Origin of the sequence: Marivita hallyeonensis, assembly GCF_900129875.1 — a bacterium.
GTDB classification, from domain to species: domain Bacteria; phylum Pseudomonadota; class Alphaproteobacteria; order Rhodobacterales; family Rhodobacteraceae; genus Marivita; species Marivita hallyeonensis.
The window spans coordinates 187,899-205,603 of the sequence record NZ_FQXC01000004.1 but is presented as its reverse complement, the minus strand read 5'-3'; the positions used below and the strand labels follow the sequence as shown (position 1 = coordinate 205,603).

20 protein-coding genes and 1 pseudogene are annotated in these 17,705 nt (G+C 59.4%); 17 read left to right on the top strand and 4 right to left on the bottom strand.

The window, feature by feature from the left end; translation table 11 throughout:
* Positions 1 to 8 precede the first annotated feature (8 nt).
* Entirely contained in the window at positions 9 to 503 is a 495-nt protein-coding gene (locus BUA42_RS13890; RefSeq protein WP_072778774.1) for a hypothetical protein, read from the top strand.
* Between the two features lie 83 nt (positions 504 to 586).
* Here BUA42_RS13890 and BUA42_RS20850 read toward each other — a convergent pair whose 3' ends face one another.
* Positions 587 to 805: a hypothetical protein gene (locus tag BUA42_RS20850; protein ID WP_084066235.1), complete on the bottom strand. Its 219-nt coding sequence runs from the start codon at positions 803 to 805 to the stop codon at positions 587 to 589.
* 164 nt (positions 806 to 969) lie between these two features.
* Here BUA42_RS20850 and BUA42_RS13885 point away from each other — a divergent pair.
* From BUA42_RS13885 to BUA42_RS13825, 13 genes and pseudogenes are all read left to right on the top strand, one after another.
* Positions 970 to 1,575: pseudogene (locus tag BUA42_RS13885) on the top strand (alpha/beta fold hydrolase); the annotation flags it as partial.
* Positions 1,576 to 1,779: 204 nt separating this feature from the next.
* The gene (rpsF, locus tag BUA42_RS13880; RefSeq protein ID WP_072778773.1) at positions 1,780 to 2,136 is read left to right on the top strand and encodes a 30S ribosomal protein S6; all 357 of its coding nucleotides are present in this window, start codon (positions 1,780 to 1,782) and stop codon (positions 2,134 to 2,136) included.
* Positions 2,137 to 2,161: 25 nt separating this feature from the next.
* Positions 2,162 to 2,389, top strand: coding sequence for a 30S ribosomal protein S18 (rpsR, locus tag BUA42_RS13875; RefSeq protein WP_008328567.1), 228 nt, complete (start codon positions 2,162 to 2,164; stop codon positions 2,387 to 2,389).
* Positions 2,390 to 2,401: 12 nt separating this feature from the next.
* Positions 2,402 to 3,058, top strand: a complete 657-nt coding sequence (gene rplI, locus BUA42_RS13870; RefSeq protein ID WP_072778772.1) for a 50S ribosomal protein L9 — start codon at positions 2,402 to 2,404, stop codon at positions 3,056 to 3,058.
* A gap of 191 nt (positions 3,059 to 3,249) precedes the next feature.
* A complete protein-coding gene (locus BUA42_RS13865; RefSeq protein ID WP_072778770.1) occupies positions 3,250 to 3,810 on the top strand; it encodes a hypothetical protein in 561 nt (186 codons plus the stop codon).
* A 217-nt stretch (positions 3,811 to 4,027) separates the two neighbouring features.
* Positions 4,028 to 4,516 carry a hypothetical protein gene (locus BUA42_RS13860; RefSeq protein ID WP_072778769.1) on the top strand — a complete coding sequence of 163 codons (489 nt, stop codon included), beginning with the start codon at positions 4,028 to 4,030 and terminating at the stop codon, positions 4,514 to 4,516.
* A gap of 167 nt (positions 4,517 to 4,683) precedes the next feature.
* Positions 4,684 to 5,034 carry an OmpA family protein gene (locus BUA42_RS13855; protein ID WP_218588636.1) on the top strand — a complete coding sequence of 117 codons (351 nt, stop codon included), beginning with the start codon at positions 4,684 to 4,686 and terminating at the stop codon, positions 5,032 to 5,034.
* A 532-nt stretch (positions 5,035 to 5,566) separates the two neighbouring features.
* Positions 5,567 to 7,522, top strand: coding sequence for a bifunctional 2',3'-cyclic-nucleotide 2'-phosphodiesterase/3'-nucleotidase (locus tag BUA42_RS13850; RefSeq protein WP_072778766.1), 1,956 nt, complete (start codon positions 5,567 to 5,569; stop codon positions 7,520 to 7,522).
* Positions 7,523 to 7,638: 116 nt separating this feature from the next.
* Positions 7,639 to 8,781 carry a mandelate racemase/muconate lactonizing enzyme family protein gene (locus tag BUA42_RS13845; protein ID WP_072778764.1) on the top strand — a complete coding sequence of 381 codons (1,143 nt, stop codon included), beginning with the start codon at positions 7,639 to 7,641 and terminating at the stop codon, positions 8,779 to 8,781.
* 228 nt (positions 8,782 to 9,009) lie between these two features.
* On the top strand, positions 9,010 to 9,933 hold the full coding sequence (locus tag BUA42_RS13840) for a hypothetical protein (RefSeq protein ID WP_178346908.1): 924 nt from the start codon (positions 9,010 to 9,012) through the stop codon (positions 9,931 to 9,933).
* 335 nt (positions 9,934 to 10,268) lie between these two features.
* Positions 10,269 to 10,484 (top strand): hypothetical protein, encoded by a 216-nt coding sequence (locus BUA42_RS13835; RefSeq protein WP_072778761.1) that lies wholly within the window; start codon positions 10,269 to 10,271, stop codon positions 10,482 to 10,484.
* A 133-nt stretch (positions 10,485 to 10,617) separates the two neighbouring features.
* Positions 10,618 to 11,202 carry a YceI family protein gene (locus tag BUA42_RS13830; RefSeq protein WP_072778760.1) on the top strand — a complete coding sequence of 195 codons (585 nt, stop codon included), beginning with the start codon at positions 10,618 to 10,620 and terminating at the stop codon, positions 11,200 to 11,202.
* A 160-nt stretch (positions 11,203 to 11,362) separates the two neighbouring features.
* Positions 11,363 to 11,854: a cupin domain-containing protein gene (locus tag BUA42_RS13825; RefSeq protein ID WP_072778758.1), complete on the top strand. Its 492-nt coding sequence runs from the start codon at positions 11,363 to 11,365 to the stop codon at positions 11,852 to 11,854.
* Between the two features lie 13 nt (positions 11,855 to 11,867).
* Here the strand turns inward: BUA42_RS13825 and BUA42_RS13820 are convergent, their stop codons facing one another.
* A complete protein-coding gene (locus tag BUA42_RS13820) occupies positions 11,868 to 13,064 on the bottom strand; it encodes a cytochrome b/b6 domain-containing protein (RefSeq protein WP_072778757.1) in 1,197 nt (398 codons plus the stop codon).
* Positions 13,065 to 13,224: 160 nt separating this feature from the next.
* Between BUA42_RS13820 and fabD the strand changes: the two genes are divergently transcribed.
* From fabD to BUA42_RS13805, 3 genes are all read left to right on the top strand, one after another.
* Positions 13,225 to 14,160 carry an ACP S-malonyltransferase gene (fabD, locus tag BUA42_RS13815; RefSeq protein ID WP_072778755.1) on the top strand — a complete coding sequence of 312 codons (936 nt, stop codon included), beginning with the start codon at positions 13,225 to 13,227 and terminating at the stop codon, positions 14,158 to 14,160.
* Between the two features lie 90 nt (positions 14,161 to 14,250).
* Positions 14,251 to 14,988: a 3-oxoacyl-ACP reductase FabG gene (fabG, locus tag BUA42_RS13810; RefSeq protein WP_072778753.1), complete on the top strand. Its 738-nt coding sequence runs from the start codon at positions 14,251 to 14,253 to the stop codon at positions 14,986 to 14,988.
* A gap of 265 nt (positions 14,989 to 15,253) precedes the next feature.
* Positions 15,254 to 15,487 carry an acyl carrier protein gene (locus BUA42_RS13805; protein WP_072778752.1) on the top strand — a complete coding sequence of 78 codons (234 nt, stop codon included), beginning with the start codon at positions 15,254 to 15,256 and terminating at the stop codon, positions 15,485 to 15,487.
* Between the two features lie 60 nt (positions 15,488 to 15,547).
* On the opposite strand, the gene BUA42_RS13800 is transcribed toward BUA42_RS13805, so the two are convergent.
* Together BUA42_RS13800 and mazG are read right to left on the bottom strand one after the other, a co-directional pair.
* On the bottom strand, positions 15,548 to 16,753 hold the full coding sequence (locus tag BUA42_RS13800) for an NADH:flavin oxidoreductase/NADH oxidase family protein (protein WP_072778750.1): 1,206 nt from the start codon (positions 16,751 to 16,753) through the stop codon (positions 15,548 to 15,550).
* A gap of 121 nt (positions 16,754 to 16,874) precedes the next feature.
* Positions 16,875 to 17,681: a nucleoside triphosphate pyrophosphohydrolase gene (mazG, locus tag BUA42_RS13795; protein WP_072779329.1), complete on the bottom strand. Its 807-nt coding sequence runs from the start codon at positions 17,679 to 17,681 to the stop codon at positions 16,875 to 16,877.
* Between the last annotated feature and the right edge of the window lie 24 nt (positions 17,682 to 17,705).

Sequence of the window (17,705 nt, the reverse complement as noted above, 5' to 3'; positions counted from 1 at the left end):
GGTTTGTCATGCCAACACGACTCCCAACCGAAGAGGAAATTGAGGCATGGGACCTGGCGACCCTCTTGGAATATGGCCGGGCAGGCTTGCGCAGTTTTGCGGGCGATCACGACGAACTGATCCAAAGGCGCAACGTGTTGATCACGTCGAGGTTCGGAGACCTGAACGCGGTTCTGCGAGAGGTGGTCATGCTGTCCTTGGCTGCAGAAGACATACCCACCGTACACAAAGTTGTCGGCTGGCTGGAAGATGCCGGTGATCCTGCAATGGGCTACTATGTCTATCGGACGATGGCAGATCGTGGCGAAGCAGACAAAGCCGAACGGTTCCTGATTTCGGCGGCATCCCACGGACACTTTCCTGCGCAACGCGTCCTGTCGGATCGAAAGGCCAAAGAACATGGAGTCCTTTCGCCTTTCTTTTTCGTAGCGAGTAGAGTTGCCCACGCGTGGCGCGTCGCTTTGGTCGTTCGACAAAACCCAAAAGACTTGCGCCTCAAATAGGGGACATTGGCGCGGACGCAGCGACCGGCCACTATGTCCGCCACGCGACAAGAAAATGCACAGCGAACGCCACGTTTCAGTCCCTACCGAACGAGTGTGTGGTTGGCTGTCTGATAGCTCGCGATGGCGTCGGGCAATTCTGAGATCCCAAGGCCCGGCGCGGCTGAGATCTTCATTTCTCCGCGTGTCTCCGTGTTGCCCCATGGCGCAAAGGCATCCCGCAGAGGGTTCGGATTGATGTCAACCTCCAAGAGCCCATCCCCGCCTGCCGCCTGATAGCCCGTCGATGCGTCAGAAGCCAACTGTGATCATGGTTCATGGAGGCCCTGGTGCTGATCACACTGTATCCAAGTCCGATTTTTCGCAGCTTACTGATGTTGCTCAGGTCATTTACAATGACCACCGGGGAAATGGACGCAGCCAGTTATGCGATGAGTCGACCTAGAATCTTGCGCATTGGGGTGATGATCTCAAAGGTCTCTGTGATGAGCTTGGCATCGAGAAACCTATCGTTATTGGCACTTCCTTCGGCGGATTTGTAACCCTTTCCTATGCTACGCGGTATCGTAGAAACGCTGCAGGACTGGTCCTCATCAGCACTGCGGCGAAAGTTGAATTCGAAAGCGTGTACCAAGCCTTCCAGCGCCTCGGCGGTAGCGAAATGCGCGATATAGCGAAAGCCTATTGGGAAGCCCCGACAACCGAGGGTAGGGCCCTCTACCGTGATCGCTGTGTGCCACTCTACAATTATGATCAGTCTGTTTCGTCTGACTGGCAAACCCGCATTCTTTGGCGAAACGAAACTGCGCTTTGGTTCAAAGGGCCCAAAAATGAACATGGGCGCATGGACTTTCGATCGGACCCCCGCCGGATTGAGTGCTCGACGCTGTTGCTTGTGGGTGACGAAGATCCCATCACTCCGCCCGTCTTCAGTGAAGAAATCGCGGCGGGTCTTTCGCGGGACAACTTGACATACGTCAAGTATTCAAAATGCGGTCATGGTGTGATCGCTGACAAACCTGACGAGGCTTACGCCGAAATCCGGCGCTTCGTTCTATCTTCTTACGCTTAATTGAACGGCCTGAAGGTCACGCAGCGCGGGCATCGACCACCGCGCCGCTCGGGGCACCGTCACTTTGGCTTGATCCCCCGCACATTCCGTGTATACGGGCGCTTCCTTTCGCAAGACGATTTTACCGCGCAGTCTCTCGTGGGCAGGTGCGAAAGGGTCAACCGCCTGTCCTTTGAAATGCGCCAGAACAGAAACGGAGTGCACATGCCGCTTTACGAGCATGTTTTTATCTCGCGCCAGGATTTGTCCAACGCGCAGGCTGAAGGTCTCATCGAACATTTCGGTACGGTCCTGTCCGACAACGGCGGCAAGCTGGTCGAACAGGAGTACTGGGGCGTCAAGACGATGGCCTACAAGATCAACAAGAACCGCAAGGGCCACTACGCCTATCTGCGCACCGATGCCCCGGCAGAGGCCGTGCAGGAGATGGAACGCCTGATGCGGCTGCATGACGACGTGATGCGGGTTCTGACCATCAAGGTCGACGAACACGAAGAAGGTCCGTCGGTTCAGATGCAAAAGAGAGACGAACGTGGCGACCGCCGCGAACGTCGTAATTGATCGCCTGAAGAAAGGACGCTAAACCATGGCTGCAAAACCATTTTTCCGCCGTCGCAAGGTGTGCCCCTTCTCGGGCGACAACGCACCCAAGATCGACTACAAAGACACCAAGCTGCTGCAGCGCTACATCTCTGAGCGCGGCAAGATCGTGCCGTCGCGTATCACGGCCGTGTCGGCCAAGAAACAGCGTGAGCTGGCCCGCGCAATCAAGCGCGCCCGCTTCCTCGCCCTGCTGCCCTACGCAGTGAAGTAAGGAGAGACTGACATGCAAGTTATCCTTCTGGAACGCGTGGCCAAGTTGGGCCAGATGGGCGACGTCGTCGACGTAAAGCCCGGCTTCGCGCGCAACTACCTGCTCCTGCAGGGCAAGGCGCTGACCGCGTCGAAAGAGAACATCGCGTCGTTCGAAAACCAGAAAGCTCAGCTCGAAGCGCAGAACCTGGAGACCAAGAAAGAGGCCGAAGCCATGGCCGACCGTCTTGGGGGACAGCAGTTCATCGTGATTCGTCAGGCCTCCGACGGCGGCAACCTCTACGGCTCCGTCACCACCCGTGACGCGGCAGAGACGGCCACTGCCGAAGGTTACACCATCGACCGCAAGCAGGTCATCATTCGTCAGCCGATCAAGACGCTTGGTCTGCACGAGGTCGAGGTGCACCTGCACCCCGAGGTGATGGTCACCATCGAGTTGAACGTGGCTCGTTCGCCCGAGGAAGCCGAACTTCAGGCCTCTGGCAAGTCCATTCAGGAACTGGCCGCAGAAGAAGAAGCGCAGGCCGAGTTCGAAATCCAAGAGCTATTCGACGATATCGGTGCCGCCCAGCTTGACGAGCTGGAGACCGAAGTCGAACAGCAGACCGGCGAACCCGCCGTTCAGGAAAAAGCCGAGCTGGACGAAAAGCTGGACAGCGACGACGACTGATCGCGCCTCCTTTCGAAACATACAACGCCCCGCCCCCCTCGGCGGGGCGTTTTTTTGTTTCAACACGCGGGCGCGTCTGTTCACGTCGATTACCTGAAAGCCCAAACTTGTGGTATGCTCGTCTCTGCGCCGCGCAGGGGGTTATGCCGATGCCTACACCTTGGAAAGACACTGTTCGTGCGTCCGGTCGATTGAAAATTCATTGCACGGATTCACTTGTTGGGGACTGGCGCAGTGTCGTGGCCGACGCGATGACCGAGTTCAACAGCATAAGTACGCGCGGAACTCTGGGCGTGAGCTTTGTCGACGAGGCCGCAGAGGACCAGGCCAACGTCATCGTTTGGAACGTCGACGGCACGCGGTCGACCTCTTTTGCCGGCACGACAACCACGGTGAACCTGCGCGGAAATGCAAGCGCTGGCAACACGCGGACTTTTTCGATTGGTGGCCGCATGGAAATGGCCCACGTCTTTCTTCCATCCACGCCCGGGCAATATTCCCAGATGCGCGCCTTGGGACGTCCCGTGCGGTTGGTGATCGCGTTTCACGAATTGATCCACTGCTGTGGCCTTCACAATGACGATCACGGAGGTCTTGCTTTCCATGGTCATCCCAGCGCCACTCGCGCACGGAATGCCGCGGATGACGTTGTGTCTGTTCAAACGGAAAACGGTTACGTGCACATGCCTCCCTTGGTGATCACGCCGGAGACGGGACGGCGTATCCGCGCGAACTGGACGTCAGGGGAATAGCGGCAAGCGCCTTTCAAGGCGCATTCCCCGCTCATCACCTAGAAGACGAAGCCAAGGTCGCGAATTACGCATTGTCAGAGTGCCCTTTTATTCAGAGCTTGCCGCACCCCTTCAATGAGCCAAAAAACGCCTTCAAACGCTGCTTCGCGAGACGATAGCTAGGAAATTTTGAGAATTGGCCTAATATTTTCCTCGGATTCAAGGGAAGGCTCGACCGATGTTTAAACTGATTGTGCCGCTGGTTCTGTCACTCCTTGCAGGCGCACAGGTACAAGCACAAACATTGGCTGCGGACGGCAATCCAATCCTTGTCGATCTCCAGCAAACCCACCCCAATGGAGTAATTCTCCAAGTCAGCAGCGTGCAGGCCGGACTATCGGAAACAGTGGTTTCTGTGCAGGTGATCAACGGCTTCAAACGCGAAATCCGCTTGCTGAGCAGAAGGAACGACAGCTTCATTGCAAGTGAAGATGGCACACGGTTGTTCCTCTCACCGCCAGAGGACAACGAACGGTTTGAGCTTCCAGCGATGACCAAACTCGAGGGTGAGCTTGTTTTCTTGGGGCGCTTGCCAGAGACTGATAACGTGACTTTTGTCCTCAACGATGATGCTGGCAGTTCATCCGAAAACTCGCACACACCTCGGTTTGAAATCACGATCGCTCTCCCCGAAGGCACCTTTTCCGAAGGGTCAAAAAAAAACTGACAAGTTCTGGTGTTTTCACTCCGGTTCCGACTTCCACATCAACGACGATTCCCGTTCCCAAATCCGTCATAGTTCTATCCGACGCCGCGCCGTCGGGCACGACACTGGCAACACTTGACGAGAGCCAGTTCTCGCTGACCGAAACGCCTCAAGGGCTCTTGATGGCGATGCCAGGCGACATTCTGTTCGACTTCGACAAATCCGTATTGCGGGCATCGGCCTTACCGAGCCTGCGTGTGCTCGCCAAAATAATCATGGAAGAGCAACCGGCGGACATTCTTATTCGGGGGCACACGGATTCCAAAGGCGATGAAAGCTACAACCTCCAGCTTGGTCAACGCCGTGCGGATGCGGTGGCGCAGGCTTTGACGCAACGGTTTGGGATAGACGACGGACGGCTAAAGACAGAAAGCCTTGGTGAAGGCGCCCCAGTCGCGCCAAACGTGACCCCAGAGGGCCGCGACAACCCTATCGGGCGCCAAAAAAACAGACGAGTCGAGGTGTTGTTGCGCCGTTGACCCATTGTCAGGTGGCTTGTTTCGGCTGTCTTAAGCTCTCAAGAAAACATCAAGGGCATGCGCAATTTTTCGAAGACCGCACGCCGTGTTTCTTCCACGATAACCATTCGGTCCAATACTCCGCCGCATTGGATCCGATACCCGTTTCGTCTGTCGATGGAGCACCCCAAGTGACCACCCTCTCTCTGCGGACGCATGGTGCGTTCAGACCATGAGAGACGCGTTTCATAGGCCTCGTCAGGGGCACAGGTTCGGAGCCGCTTTGTCGGTTCTGCATAGGGGAGAGGATGTCCACTCAACTGAGGTGACGTCACCTGCTTTTCCGGTCCTCTGGACCAGTTAATATTGTTCACGGGCGAAGACCCAAGGACTTCAGGCCGCGCAAGGTCCAGGCTCTTGCCCAAAAAACAGCGGCACGATTTTTCAGCCCCAACGCATCGAGCAGCGCGGTTTCATGCCAGCGTGATGAAATTGCTATGTGACCGAGACTATTCGGCAGTACCCTTGTTCTATTCCAACAGGGGGACTCACCATGCCGATCGAACTCAATCGTCGCGGATTCCTGGCCTCTACGGCGGGTTTCATCGCGCTGCATCCATACGCCGTCCAGGCGTCCACCAATCAAGCGCATTTGCGGATCATGGAGACAACGGACCTTCACGTCCACGTGCATCCGTATGACTACTACGCCGACAGACCGAGCGACCGGGTCGGCCTGAGCCGCGTCGCGTCCATTGTCGAAGGCATCCGTGCCGAAGCGGGGAATTCCCTCCTGCTCGACAATGGCGACTTCCTTCAGGGCAATCCGATGGGCGACTACATCGCCTACGAGCGCGGAATGAAGGAGGGTGATATGCACCCGATCATCACTGCGATGAACGTGTTGGGGTTTGAAGGCTCGACGCTGGGCAACCACGAATTCAACTACGGACTCGACTTCCTGATGAAGGCGCTTGCAGGCGCGTCCTTCCCCGTTGTCACCGCGAATGTCGCCAAGACGGCTGGCGCCACGCCGCGCGAGGACGACACACTCGTTCCGCCTTACGCGATCCTCGACCGGATGCTGGTCGATGGCGCAGGCGAGGCGCATCCGATCCGCGTCGGTCTGATTGGCTTTGTGCCACCGCAGATCATGACCTGGGACCGTCGCCACCTCGAAGGCAATGTCACCGCGCGGGATATCCTCGAGACCGCGCGCGCCTACGTCCCGCAAATGCGCGAGGAAGGGGCCGATATCATCATCGCGCTGTCCCATTCCGGCATCGGTGCGGCAGAAGCCGAGGACATGATGGAGAACGCCTCGATCCCGCTGGCCGGGGTCGACGGGATCGACGTGATCCTGTCGGGGCATTCGCACCTCGTCTTCCCCTCTTCCACCTATGCCGAGACACCGGGTCTCGACGTTGACGCGGGCACCATCGGCGGCAAGCCGGGGGTCATGGCCGGATTCTGGGGAAGCCATATGGGGCTGGTCGATCTCCTGCTCGAACGTGACGGCGGTGGCTGGCGCGTGGTCAGCCACACCTCTGAGGCGCGCCCGATCTACCAGCGCAATGAAGATCGCTCGATCACGGCACTGGTCGAGGATTTCCAGCCCGTGCTCGAGGCAACCGCGCAGGACCATGAAGAAACACTCGCCTATGTCCGCCGCGCGGTAGGCAAGACCGACGCCGCGCTGCACAGCTATTTCGCGCTGGTGGCGGACGACCCGTCGGTGCAGATCGTATCGAACGCCCAGCGTTGGTATATCGAACAAATGATGCAAGGCACGCCGCATGAGGGCCTTCCGATCCTGTCGGCCGCCGCACCCTTCAAAGCGGGAGGCCGGGGCGGCCCCGACTACTACACCGATGTGCCGGTCGGCGATGTCGCCATCAAGAATGTGGCGGACCTCTACCTCTACCCGAACACGGTGCGCGCCGTGCGCGTGACGGGCGCGCAGGTGAAAGATTGGCTCGAACGCTCGGCCGGCATGTTCAACCAGGTCGAGGCCGGGGCTGCCGACGCGCCGCTCTTGAACGCCAATTTCCCGAGCTACAATTTCGACGTGATCGATGGAGTCACCTACGAGATCGACCTCAGTCAGCCATCGAAGTTCGACCGCGACGGGGCAGTCATCAACCCGGACGCCAACCGTATCGTGAACCTGAGCTACAATGGCGCGCCGCTCGACCCGAACGCCGAGTTCATCATCGCCACCAACAACTATCGCGCGGGTGGCGGAGGCAGTTTCCCGGGCACGGGCGACACCATTGTCTTCGAAGGTCCCGACACCAACCGCGACGTGATCGTGCGTTTTATCGTGGAGCAAGGCACCGTTAGCCCCCGCGCCGATTTCAACTGGCGGTTCAAGCCGATGGAGGGCACGTCGGTGATCTTCGAGACCGGACCGTCGGGCGCGAAATACGCCAGCGAGCTACAGGGCATGACTTTGGAAGAGGCCGGGACCAACGACGACGGCTTTGCGCTGTTCCGCATGCAGCTCTGAAAGGCCATATCAGCGCTCAGCGCCCGCCGTGGGACGGGCGCGGACGTGTGCCTGACGCATGCGCGACAGGCATATCAAACCTTGCCGACCGCTGCGCGCTCTGATCCTCTTGGCCCATGCCTATCACTCTGACCCGCATCGACGTCTCGGCCTATCGCGCTCCCATCGACACGCCAGTAGCCACGTCCTTTGGCGTGATGACCAACCGCCCTGCAGTGTTCGTGCGTTTGGAGGACAGCGACGGCGCGTTCGGCTTTGGTGAGATCTTCGCCAACTGGCCCGCCGCCGGAGCCGAACACCGCGCGCGGCTGGTGGCAGAGGACTTTGCCGACCTGCTGATCAGTCAGAGCTTCAATGGTCTGACGGGCCTCTTCGACACGCTCACCCGGAAGACCCATATCCGCGCGCTGCAATGCGGGGAATGGGGGCCGTTCCGACAGGTGATCGCGGGGCTGGATACGGCCTATGTCGATCTGCTGGCCCGTCGTGCCGACGTGTCGGTCGCCCGGTTCCTGAACCCGGACGCCGCGCCCGAGGTGCCCTGCTACGCCAGCGGCATCGCCATCGCGCAGGCCGCAACGGAAATCCCGGCAAGCCGCGCCGCCGGGTTTTCGGCCTTCAAGGTGAAGGTCGGGTTCGACGCGGACCGCGATGTCGCCCTGCTAAGCGCAGCGTTTGACGGTCTGAAGGAGGGCGACACGCTTTGTGCCGACGCCAATCAGGCGTGGGATTTCAGCGCGGCGAAAGACTTTCTCGACCGGACCACCGACTTGCCCCTTGGCTGGCTGGAAGAGCCATTACCCGCGGACGCGCCTCTGCCCGACTGGCAGGCGTTGCGTAAGGCAGCACATGTGCCTTTGGCCGGGGGCGAGAACATTACCGGCCTTGGCGGGTTCAGCGACGCGATTGGCTCAGACGTCTTCAGCGTCCTGCAACCGGATATCGCAAAATGGGGCGGCCTGTCAGGCTGCTGGCAGGTCGCACAAGCGATCCGCCAGAGCGGGCTGCGCTTTTGCCCACATTTCCTTGGCGGCGGCATCGGCCTGATCGCCTCGGCCCATCTTCTGGCGGCGGCAGGCGGGGATGGCTTTTTGGAGGTGGACGTAAATCCCAACCCGCTGCGTGATGCCTTTGCGCCCTGGGGCGACACGGAGACACGCGGAGTAATGAAGATCTCAGCCGCGCCGGGCCTTGGGATCTCAGAATTGCCCGACTCCGTCGCGAGCTATCAGACAGCCAATCACACACTCGTTCGGTAGCGGCACATACATGGCATGGCGGTGCACTATCATTTGTCGCTTTGCGGGACGAAACCGCCTTTTGATCCCTGTACACAGAGACCGCTTTGCGTGCTTACCGGCAGCTCTTGCTTGGCACAGCATTCACGAAAACAGCTATGCTTGAACTGACTATTGTTTCCGCAAACCTGCCATGCTCAAGCCAGAAAACTATTTGACGATGGCTGACAGATCGAATGGAGCTGTTCAGTGATTTTGTTTTGGCGATCAATTTTGCTTGGCGCTGTGTGTATGTGGGCGGTGACGCTTTTACTTGCTCTGCCCGATCAGCCGTCCAGTCCCGAAAAACTAGACTGGGCACCTACACTGGCTGAACGCAATCAGTCTTGGACGCGCCTGTGTATGGAGGTTGATTGCAACACCTTGCCGATGGATTTCTTCACGATCCAGTTAGAGCCAGGTATGTACGACACACCTTCTGAGCGCCGCGCTCGCTTGTATGTGCCTCTGAATGAGCTGGGCCATCCTATCGCATCGGGATGGGGGCACCCACGAAAAGCCGACCAATTTGACGGCAATGGCCGCCTTTTGCGCCGATACTACGCCGGACGTCGTTTTGAGGTGCTTCATTTGACTGACGAACTTTTCAGCGAACTGGGCCTCGGCGCGGACAGGCGGCGCGATCTAATGATCGAGAAGGTGATATGGCTCGGCACAACCAAGCGCCAGAATTTGCTTGGCGCGCAATTGTATGATCGGGTCAGTTCAGAAACTGATCTTGTGTTGGACCCTAGCGCACCCCCGACGGAATTTCTTGAGGAATATAATGACCATTTCCGGCGCGTGACACATCGTTATAAGTTAAATGGCGATCGCATTACAGACATTCAGGAATTCCTGTCGAACCGGCCATTGGTTACAGGGCGCTATCTGTATGCAAAGTGCTATAAGGCAACCTGTGATGTCCATACTCTGCAAGACCGAGACGATAGAATGGATATGCCACATATAGAATTCCATATTGGAGGTGGGGTTGAATTGGTTGGGGTCGGATGTGCAACCGTAGGTTTGAGTCGTGATTGCGTGACCGTCGATAGCATTATGCAGGATCTGGCAAATACCGCCGCGGTTATTGATGCCTTAAACAATATGCTGATTTTTCCAGTCTTTTGAACCATCTAGATTACTTGGACTCTTTGCGTTGGAGAAAGGCGCAAATGTGGCGTGAAGTGAATCGCGTCGACAAAGACTGCGACTGCAGTATCACGAAGCCCATTTCACGGCGTTGTTTAGGCCCTAGCAAAAAAGTCGACGCTCAGCGCTTCACGGCCGTTCATGCGATGCACAGCATCGGTCAATAGGGGCTCAAACCCGTCATCTGAGTTCGGCGCCGTATTTTCGCCCTCTGATTGGCACGCAACAGTCCCGTCGGTGTCGTAACCTTGTCCCATTCTGAAAACACACTGTTTGCAAGTCGGAGACAATTCCGGCGCTGTGAGGAGTGAGACATGGTTGAGTTCAACGATCCGTTTTTCGGAAATGCCCGTCCGGCAAGATCGGTGTCCCGGTGGACGCGGCGGTTGTTCGGGGTGGCTTGCCTGATCGCCGTACCCGGTATCTGGATTGCCGTGCAGGACGCGCTGCCCGAGGCCCGCATCCTGGGTCTGGCGCTGTCGATTGTTGTCATGGGCATTGCGGGCCTGTGCTTTGTGGGCCGACGCTGACAATTCCGCACGGCACATCGGCAAATCGCCGCTTATGTTCATTTGAACACAGAAACTGTGGGATTTCCGCCAGTTGAGATCATTGCGGGCTGAGACAATTTCAAAGCATCGCAACCTTAAACAGGACGGACCCATGAAAAAGACTTTCCTCGCTGCAGCGCTGGTCGCCGCACCCTTCGCGGCCCAGGCCGAACCGGAAGCCTATGTCTTCGACGCCAGCCACAGCCAAATTCTTTTCTCCTACGATCACCTTGGATACTCCACGACCTGGGGCATGTTCTCGGGCTTTGACGGCGAGATCAGCTTCGATCAGGACAACCCGGCCAATTCGACTGTGACCGTGTCTTTCCCGGTTCGTTCCATGTTCACCGGCTGGGAAGCGCGCTTCAACCATTTCATGTCCGAAGATTTCTTCGGCGCAGGTGAAGACGAGATGGTGACCTTCACGTCCACGTCCATCGAAGTGACCGGCGACAATACCGCCAACATCACCGGCGATCTCACGCTGAACGAAGTGACGCGCCCGGTCACCCTCGCAGCGACCTTGAACCAGGCAAGCGAACACCCGATGGCGAACCAGCCCTGGGCCGGTTTCGACGCCACGACGACCATCCTGCGCAGCGACTTCAACGTCGGCAATTTCGCCCCCTTCGTGAGCGATGAGGTCGACATCCAGATTTCCATCGAAGCCTCCAAGGTGATGGAAGACGCGAGCTGACGCACACCCGATAAACCACCACTCACGGAAATCCCCGGTCGATCACGCCCGGGGATTTTTTTTGCGCGAAGGCAAAAGCCTGCCGGTCCGTGCGGTGTGTTGCATCCGGTGATCGGATCGGGCTTGCTCCTGTCACCACCACCGCAGAAGGTTACAACGAATGGGCGAGACACCGTATATCCTCAAACAGTCCGACATCGCGGCGATGCCGGGTACCGACAAGACGCATTTTCTGAACGCCAATGCGAAACGCCTGAACAAGTCGCTGGGCGATGCCACCGGTCTGACAGGGATTGGCGTTCACCTTGTCGAGGTCGCCCCGGGCCATGAGACGACCGAGCACCATCTGCATCACCACGAGGACGAATGCGTCTATGTTCTTAGTGGACACGCAACCGCGTATCTCGGGGACGAGGCGCACCCCATCGGTCCGGGCGATTTTCTCGGCTACCGGAAGGGCGGGCTGGCGCATTCGATCCGCAACACCGGGGACGAGACGCTGCGCTGTCTGGTCGTGGGGGAAAGGTTGGCCCATGACGTGGGTGACTATCCGCGGCAGGGCAAGCGCATCTTCCGCAATGACGGTCTGCCTTGGACGGTGGCCGAACACAGCGATCTGCAAGAACTGGGCGGCTCAGTGGGCAAGAAGTGACCGGTTGTGCAGATCACTCGCCCCGCTGCGCCGTGAGTGCAACGTTCACCACCACATCAAAGGCCAGCTGGTTTTCATCCGTCATGCCGTCGCCGATGCCGTAATTCTGGCGGTTGAGCGTCGTGCTGCCTTCCATCGTCGCCAAGGGTCCGTCGAGCGTCAGCTCGAAGGGCAGGGTGATCGGCTGCTCGACGCCCTTCAGGGCAAGCGTCCCTTCGGCGACGTAGCCATCTGCCGTGTTGAGGATATCAGCGGTGAATTGCGCGGTTGGGAAAGCCTCCGCGTTGAAGTAATCCGCACCCATCGCCTGATTGGTCACGGACCCGAGCGACAGTGACGCAATGGCCACCTCGACGGTGACGTTGCCCGCGACCCCTTCCGTGACCGTGTCGTCAAACGCAATCTGTGCGGTCCAAGTGGCGAACTCGCCGCGCACTGCCGATCCCATTTGTTGCACGGTGATAGCGAGCGTGCCGTCCCGCACTTGCCAGTCGCTTTCCACTTCCTGCAGCGCAACTGCAGCCGCGACAGAGCCCTTTTGGTAGACGCCCAGCGTCCCACCGATGCCAAGCGCCGCGGCCCAGATCACGATGGCGAGGGCGGCAGGCAGGCCATGCTTGCGGGGTGCCTCTTTGCCTTCGGCTTTTCCTGCGCCGAACCACATGCGGGACAGGGTGCCGTCCTTGTCTATGACAGCATGTTTAACCGCCCCCGCAATGTGCAACAGCAGTGAAAGGATCAGAACCCGTTCAAACACAATGTGGAGACCGGCGGCAGCCTCGGCGACGGTGTTGCTTTCGGGAACCAGCGGCAGGTTTTGTCCGAAGGGCCACCAGATCGGCGCAAAGCCTTCCGTAGCGGCGTGGTGCACCCAACCCGAGAGCGGTACAAGCACCAGAGAGCCATAGAGCAACCAATGTACGGTTTCAGCCGCCAGCGACTCTTCCTTGCGATCGGGGTGCAAGGCTGCGGGTTTGGGCTGCGTCAGCGCCCAGACGATGCGGGCAAGGGCGACGAAGAAGATGGTGATGCCCACCGTCTTGTGCAGTGAGAAGAGCCACGCCTTCTGCGCCAGTTCCTCTGCCGTGTCATAGGGCAAGTCGTTTGCAATGATCCCGAGCGGGATGACAAGAAAGATGCCAAGCGCCGTCAGCCAGTGAAAGACCTTGGCGACAGAACCATATTGCGCGGTGGTATTGGATACGGGCATGGAGTGTGTCTTCCTTTCAACGACTTGGCCGAACACCTAAGCCATCGCCCCCGCAGCGCAATCTTCGCAGATGCACAGAAAGCCTGCGCGGACGTTGCGTCGGATCGGTGCAAAATGTAAGGGCTTCCCAAGGACAGAAGACCAGAGACGGAGACGCCAGATGAGCCGAGCTTTCCTTTTTCCCGGGCAGGGGGCGCAAACCATTGGCATGGGGAAAGACCTGGCCGACGCTTATCCGGCGGCGCAGGCCGTGTTCGACGAGGTCGATGAGGCGCTGGGCGAAAAGCTGAGCGCGCTGATCTGGGAGGGCGACCTGGAGACGCTGACCCTGACCCAGAACGCGCAACCCGCACTGATGGCGACTTCGATCGCCGCGCTGCGCGCCTTGGAGGCCGAAGGTATCGCGATCACCTCCGCTGCCTATGTCGCGGGACACTCGCTGGGGGAATATTCCGCCCTGACCGCCGCAGGGGCGCTTTCGGTGGCGGATGCGGCACGGTTGTTGCGCGCGCGCGGGATGGCGATGCAAAAGGCGGTCCCGGCTGGCGAAGGGGCAATGGCGGCCATCCTTGGCCTCGATCTTGAGACGGTGCAATCGGTGGCGGCACAGGCCTGCGCCGGAGATGTGTGCGCTGCGGCAAATGACAACGACCCCGGCCAGGTGGTGGTCTCGGGCCACAAGGCGGCGGTCGAACGTGCGGTCGATCTCGCGAAAAACGCGGGCGCGAAACGCGCGGTGATGTTGCCCGTTAGCGCCCCGTTCCACTGCGCCCTGATGGCGCCTGCAGCGGATGTCATGGCAACCGTGCTTGACCGTGTCGAGATCGGGGAACCCGCTGTTCCCGTGGTCGCGAACGTGGTGGCCGAGGCGGTGAGTGATCCGTCGACCATCCGGGGATTGCTTGTCCAGCAAATCACCGGTGCGGTGCGTTGGCGGGAATCCGTCAGTTGGATGATGCAGCAAGGAGTCGATGAGTTCTGGGAGATCGGAGCAGGCAAGGCCCTGATCGGTATGGTGCGCCGCATCGACCGCGCCGCGACCACGCGCGCCGTGGGCACGGCGGAGGACGTGAAAGCCGCCACCGAGGCCGCCTGACGCGCAACAGAATTTACTGGAGAGCGCCCAGAAAATTCGTACGAATTTTCTGTCAGCGCTCGGTGAAGAAATCATGAAGAGGACCCCACCATGTTCGATTTGACCGGCAAGACCGCTCTGGTCACAGGCGCATCAGGCGGTATCGGAGGTGCCATCGCGTGGCATCTTCATCAGGCCGGCGCAACCGTCGGGCTGTCCGGCACGCGCACCGAACCGCTCGACGCGCTGGCTGCAGAGCTTGGCGACCGCGCCCATGTGCTGCCTTGCAACCTGAGTGATGCCGAGGCCGTGACAGCCCTGCCCAAACAGGCGGTCGAAGCGATGGGTGGCCTCGACATACTCGTCAACAACGCGGGCATCACGCGCGACAACCTCTTCATGCGGATGTCGGACGAGGAATGGCAAAGTGTCATTGACGTCAACCTGACCTCGACCTTCCGCCTGTGCAAGGGCGTGCTGCGCGGGATGATGAAGGCCCGCTGGGGGCGGATCATCAACATCTCGTCGGTGGTGGGCGCAACCGGAAACCCGGGGCAGGGCAACTACGCCGCCGCCAAGGCGGGCATGGTCGGCATGTCCAAATCGCTGGCCTACGAGGTCGCAAGCCGCGGAATCACCGTTAACGCGGTGGCTCCGGGGTTCATTGAAACGGCCATGACCGACAAGCTGACCGACGATCAGAAATCTGCCATCCTGACACAGATTCCTTCGGGACGGATGGGGACACCGGAAGAGATCGCAGCGGCCGTTCTATATTTGGCAAGCCCGGAGGCAGCCTACGTGACGGGCACCACACTTCACGTGAACGGCGGTATGGCAATGCTCTGACTTCAAACGGAAAACCGACGTTTCGCAGATGCAGAAACCGCTGTTTTCACTGCGAAAATCGAAGGCAATTCTTTGCGCCGAAAGCGTTTGCCATCCGGTTCCCATGTGCTATAGCGGCGCAGGTTTTGGACCAGCCTCGCGAGGGGTATCCCTGGTCGACACAATTCAGTGTGATATAAACCGGCGCCCGTGTGGGCACGACCAATGACTGCCCGGGCAAGGGCGAACCCGGCCTCCGTGCCGACGAAACTGTGAGGAAGAAAACATGAGCGACGTCGCAGATCGCGTTAAGAAAATTGTTGTCGAGCACCTCGGTGTGGAAGAAGACAAAGTCGTAGAGAATGCATCTTTCATCGACGACCTCGGCGCGGACAGCCTCGACACCGTTGAGCTGGTCATGGCCTTCGAAGAAGAGTTCGGCATCGAGATCCCGGACGACGCTGCCGAAACCATCCAGACCTTTGGCGACGCGGTGAAGTTCATCAAAGACGCGCAGTAACGCGCCTCACGTCTGACGAATTCAAAAAAACGCGCTCCAGCTCGGGGCGCGTTTTTTTCGTCATGCTTGCAGGCTGTCGAAATGTTTGGTCCAGATCTTTCCGCGATCCTCATCGCGCGCTTCATAATCGGCGATCGCCCTGACAAGCGCGTCAGGGCGCAGGGCAGGTTTCGCGTTTGCAATCCGCGTCATCTGCATCGTGTACCAGGCCGTCACGCCGCCCTCGGGCGGTCGATCGAAACGTGGAAATGACGGGCTGCGTGCCGTTCCGTTCCGCCATTTGTCGGGGAGGTCCGGATCCACGATCAGCGCGCGCGCAAGTCCGATGATGTCGGCTTTGCCATCACGAATAGCAGCATCCGCCTGCTCGAACGTCTTGAATCCACCTGTCACCATAAGGGGTATCGTCGTCTTCGTGCGGGCGCGATCGGCAAAATCAACAAAATAGGGTCCTGACCCGGCCCGTTCCGAAGAGGACGGCGCGCCGGGGAAATACGTACCGCCGCTGATGTCGATCAGGTCGAGACCCGTCTGATCGAGCGCAGCGATAACATCAAGTGCCTCATCCTGCTGGAATCCACCGTCAAGCTGGTCGGTTGCGTTCAGCTTCAGTCCGACCGGGAAATCAGGACCCACCGCGCGACGCACAGCCGCCACGGTTTCGAGCGTCAGGCGCATGCGGTTGTCAAGACTGCCGCCATAATCGTCGGTGCGTGTGTTGAAGAGCGGCGAAAGAAACTGGCTCAGAAGAAAGCCGTGTGCTGCATGGATTTCGACACCGCCGAAGCCAAGCGCTTTCGCACGTCCGGCGGTGCGGGCAAAGGCGGCGGGCAGAGAGGCGATCTCGTCGGGCGAAAGCGCACCGCAGGTGAGACCCGGCACCTCGAGCGCGCTTGGTCCTTTCGGGTTGCTGATCTGAGCATCCGCCATGGCGCCTGCATGGCCGAGTTGTAACCAGAGGCTTGCGGCGTTGGAGGACCCGCGTCGCGCAAGGGTTTCAAACCGTTGCTGGTCGGACCGTGCGTCAAGAACCAGATTGCCCGGTTTCTCTGGGAAGTCTGGTGTGCCCTGAACCTCTCCGATGATCGACAGCGCGACACCACCATTGGCCCACCGTTCGTAAAGCCTGATTTGCGCATCCGTCGGCCCGCCGCGACCATCGCCCAGCGAATCCGACATCGCGGATTTCGCAAGTCGGTTCTTGAGCACGGTGCCGCATGGCAGGCGCAAGGGATCAAACAGACCCTGTGTGCTGAGACGATCCATGGCCGATGCATTTCTCCGCTGCTCGCGTGTCTTCTGGACACTTCAGGCCCGACCCGCGATTGTCAAAGCGTGCGCGACAACCGCGCCGGGATTCCGCCGCCATACGTGCTTCAATCGTCTGTCACGCCTGTTTTTCCGCCATCTTTGCAGCATCCCAAAGCGCATCCATTTCTTCCAAAGTGCTGTCCTTGGGCTCGCGTCCCTCGGCGGCGAGGGCGGCTTCGATGGACTCGAACCGGCGAGTAAACTTGGCGTTGGCGGCGCGTAGGGCGGCCTCCGGGTCGAGGCCCATGTGGCGGCCAAGATTGACCATCACGAACAAGAGGTCGCCGAACTCTTCGAACCGTGCGTCCTCTGATGTGACCTCGCGCAACTCCTGCGCTTCCTCGACGATCTTGTCGAGCACCTCGTCCGTGGAGGGCCAGTCAAAGCCGACACGCGCGGCGCGGTTCTGGAGCTTGATGGCGCGGGTGAGCGCGGGCAGGCCTTTGGCCACACCATCAAGCACGCCTTTCTGGGCTTTTCCGGCGCGCTCTTTCGCCTTGATCTTCTCCCAGTCCTGCACCTGTTGTTCTGCGCTCTTGTCCCGGCTCTCATCGCCAAAGACGTGCGGGTGCCGGGCCACCATCTTGTCCGAGATCGCGTTCGCCACGTCGTCGAAACTGAACAGCCCGGCTTCCTCCGCCATCTGGGTGTGGTAGACCGACTGCAAGAGAAGATCACCCAATTCGCCCTTCAGTTCATCCCACGCCTCGCGCTCGATGGCGTCGGCGACCTCGTAGGCCTCCTCGATCGTGTAGGGCGCGATGGACGCGAAATCCTGTTCGATGTCCCAGGGGCACCCGGTGTCCGGATCCCGCAGGCGGCGCATGATTTCCAGAAGTCTGGGCATCCCGCCCTTCGGGTCATGGATCAGATCATCACGCATTGCGGCCCCCATGAAATACTGCTC

Coding starts and splice junctions, on each gene's coding strand:
- BUA42_RS13850 (WP_072778766.1), top strand. CDS start 5,567: ATGCCGATCGAACTCAATCGTCGCGGATTCCTGGCCTCTACGGCGGGT.
- fabG (WP_072778753.1), top strand. CDS start 14,251: ATGTTCGATTTGACCGGCAAGACCGCTCTGGTCACAGGCGCATCAGGC.
- BUA42_RS13800 (WP_072778750.1), bottom strand. CDS start 16,753: ATGGATCGTCTCAGCACACAGGGTCTGTTTGATCCCTTGCGCCTGCCA.
- BUA42_RS13825 (WP_072778758.1), top strand. CDS start 11,363: ATGGGCGAGACACCGTATATCCTCAAACAGTCCGACATCGCGGCGATG.
- rpsF (WP_072778773.1), top strand. CDS start 1,780: ATGCCGCTTTACGAGCATGTTTTTATCTCGCGCCAGGATTTGTCCAAC.
- mazG (WP_072779329.1), bottom strand. CDS start 17,681: ATGCGTGATGATCTGATCCATGACCCGAAGGGCGGGATGCCCAGACTT.
- BUA42_RS13845 (WP_072778764.1), top strand. CDS start 7,639: ATGCCTATCACTCTGACCCGCATCGACGTCTCGGCCTATCGCGCTCCC.
- BUA42_RS13835 (WP_072778761.1), top strand. CDS start 10,269: ATGGTTGAGTTCAACGATCCGTTTTTCGGAAATGCCCGTCCGGCAAGA.
- BUA42_RS13820 (WP_072778757.1), bottom strand. CDS start 13,064: ATGCCCGTATCCAATACCACCGCGCAATATGGTTCTGTCGCCAAGGTC.
- BUA42_RS13805 (WP_072778752.1), top strand. CDS start 15,254: ATGAGCGACGTCGCAGATCGCGTTAAGAAAATTGTTGTCGAGCACCTC.
- BUA42_RS13830 (WP_072778760.1), top strand. CDS start 10,618: ATGAAAAAGACTTTCCTCGCTGCAGCGCTGGTCGCCGCACCCTTCGCG.
- rpsR (WP_008328567.1), top strand. CDS start 2,162: ATGGCTGCAAAACCATTTTTCCGCCGTCGCAAGGTGTGCCCCTTCTCG.
- rplI (WP_072778772.1), top strand. CDS start 2,402: ATGCAAGTTATCCTTCTGGAACGCGTGGCCAAGTTGGGCCAGATGGGC.
- BUA42_RS13855 (WP_218588636.1), top strand. CDS start 4,684: ATGCCAGGCGACATTCTGTTCGACTTCGACAAATCCGTATTGCGGGCA.
- fabD (WP_072778755.1), top strand. CDS start 13,225: ATGAGCCGAGCTTTCCTTTTTCCCGGGCAGGGGGCGCAAACCATTGGC.
- BUA42_RS13890 (WP_072778774.1), top strand. CDS start 9: ATGCCAACACGACTCCCAACCGAAGAGGAAATTGAGGCATGGGACCTG.
- BUA42_RS13860 (WP_072778769.1), top strand. CDS start 4,028: ATGTTTAAACTGATTGTGCCGCTGGTTCTGTCACTCCTTGCAGGCGCA.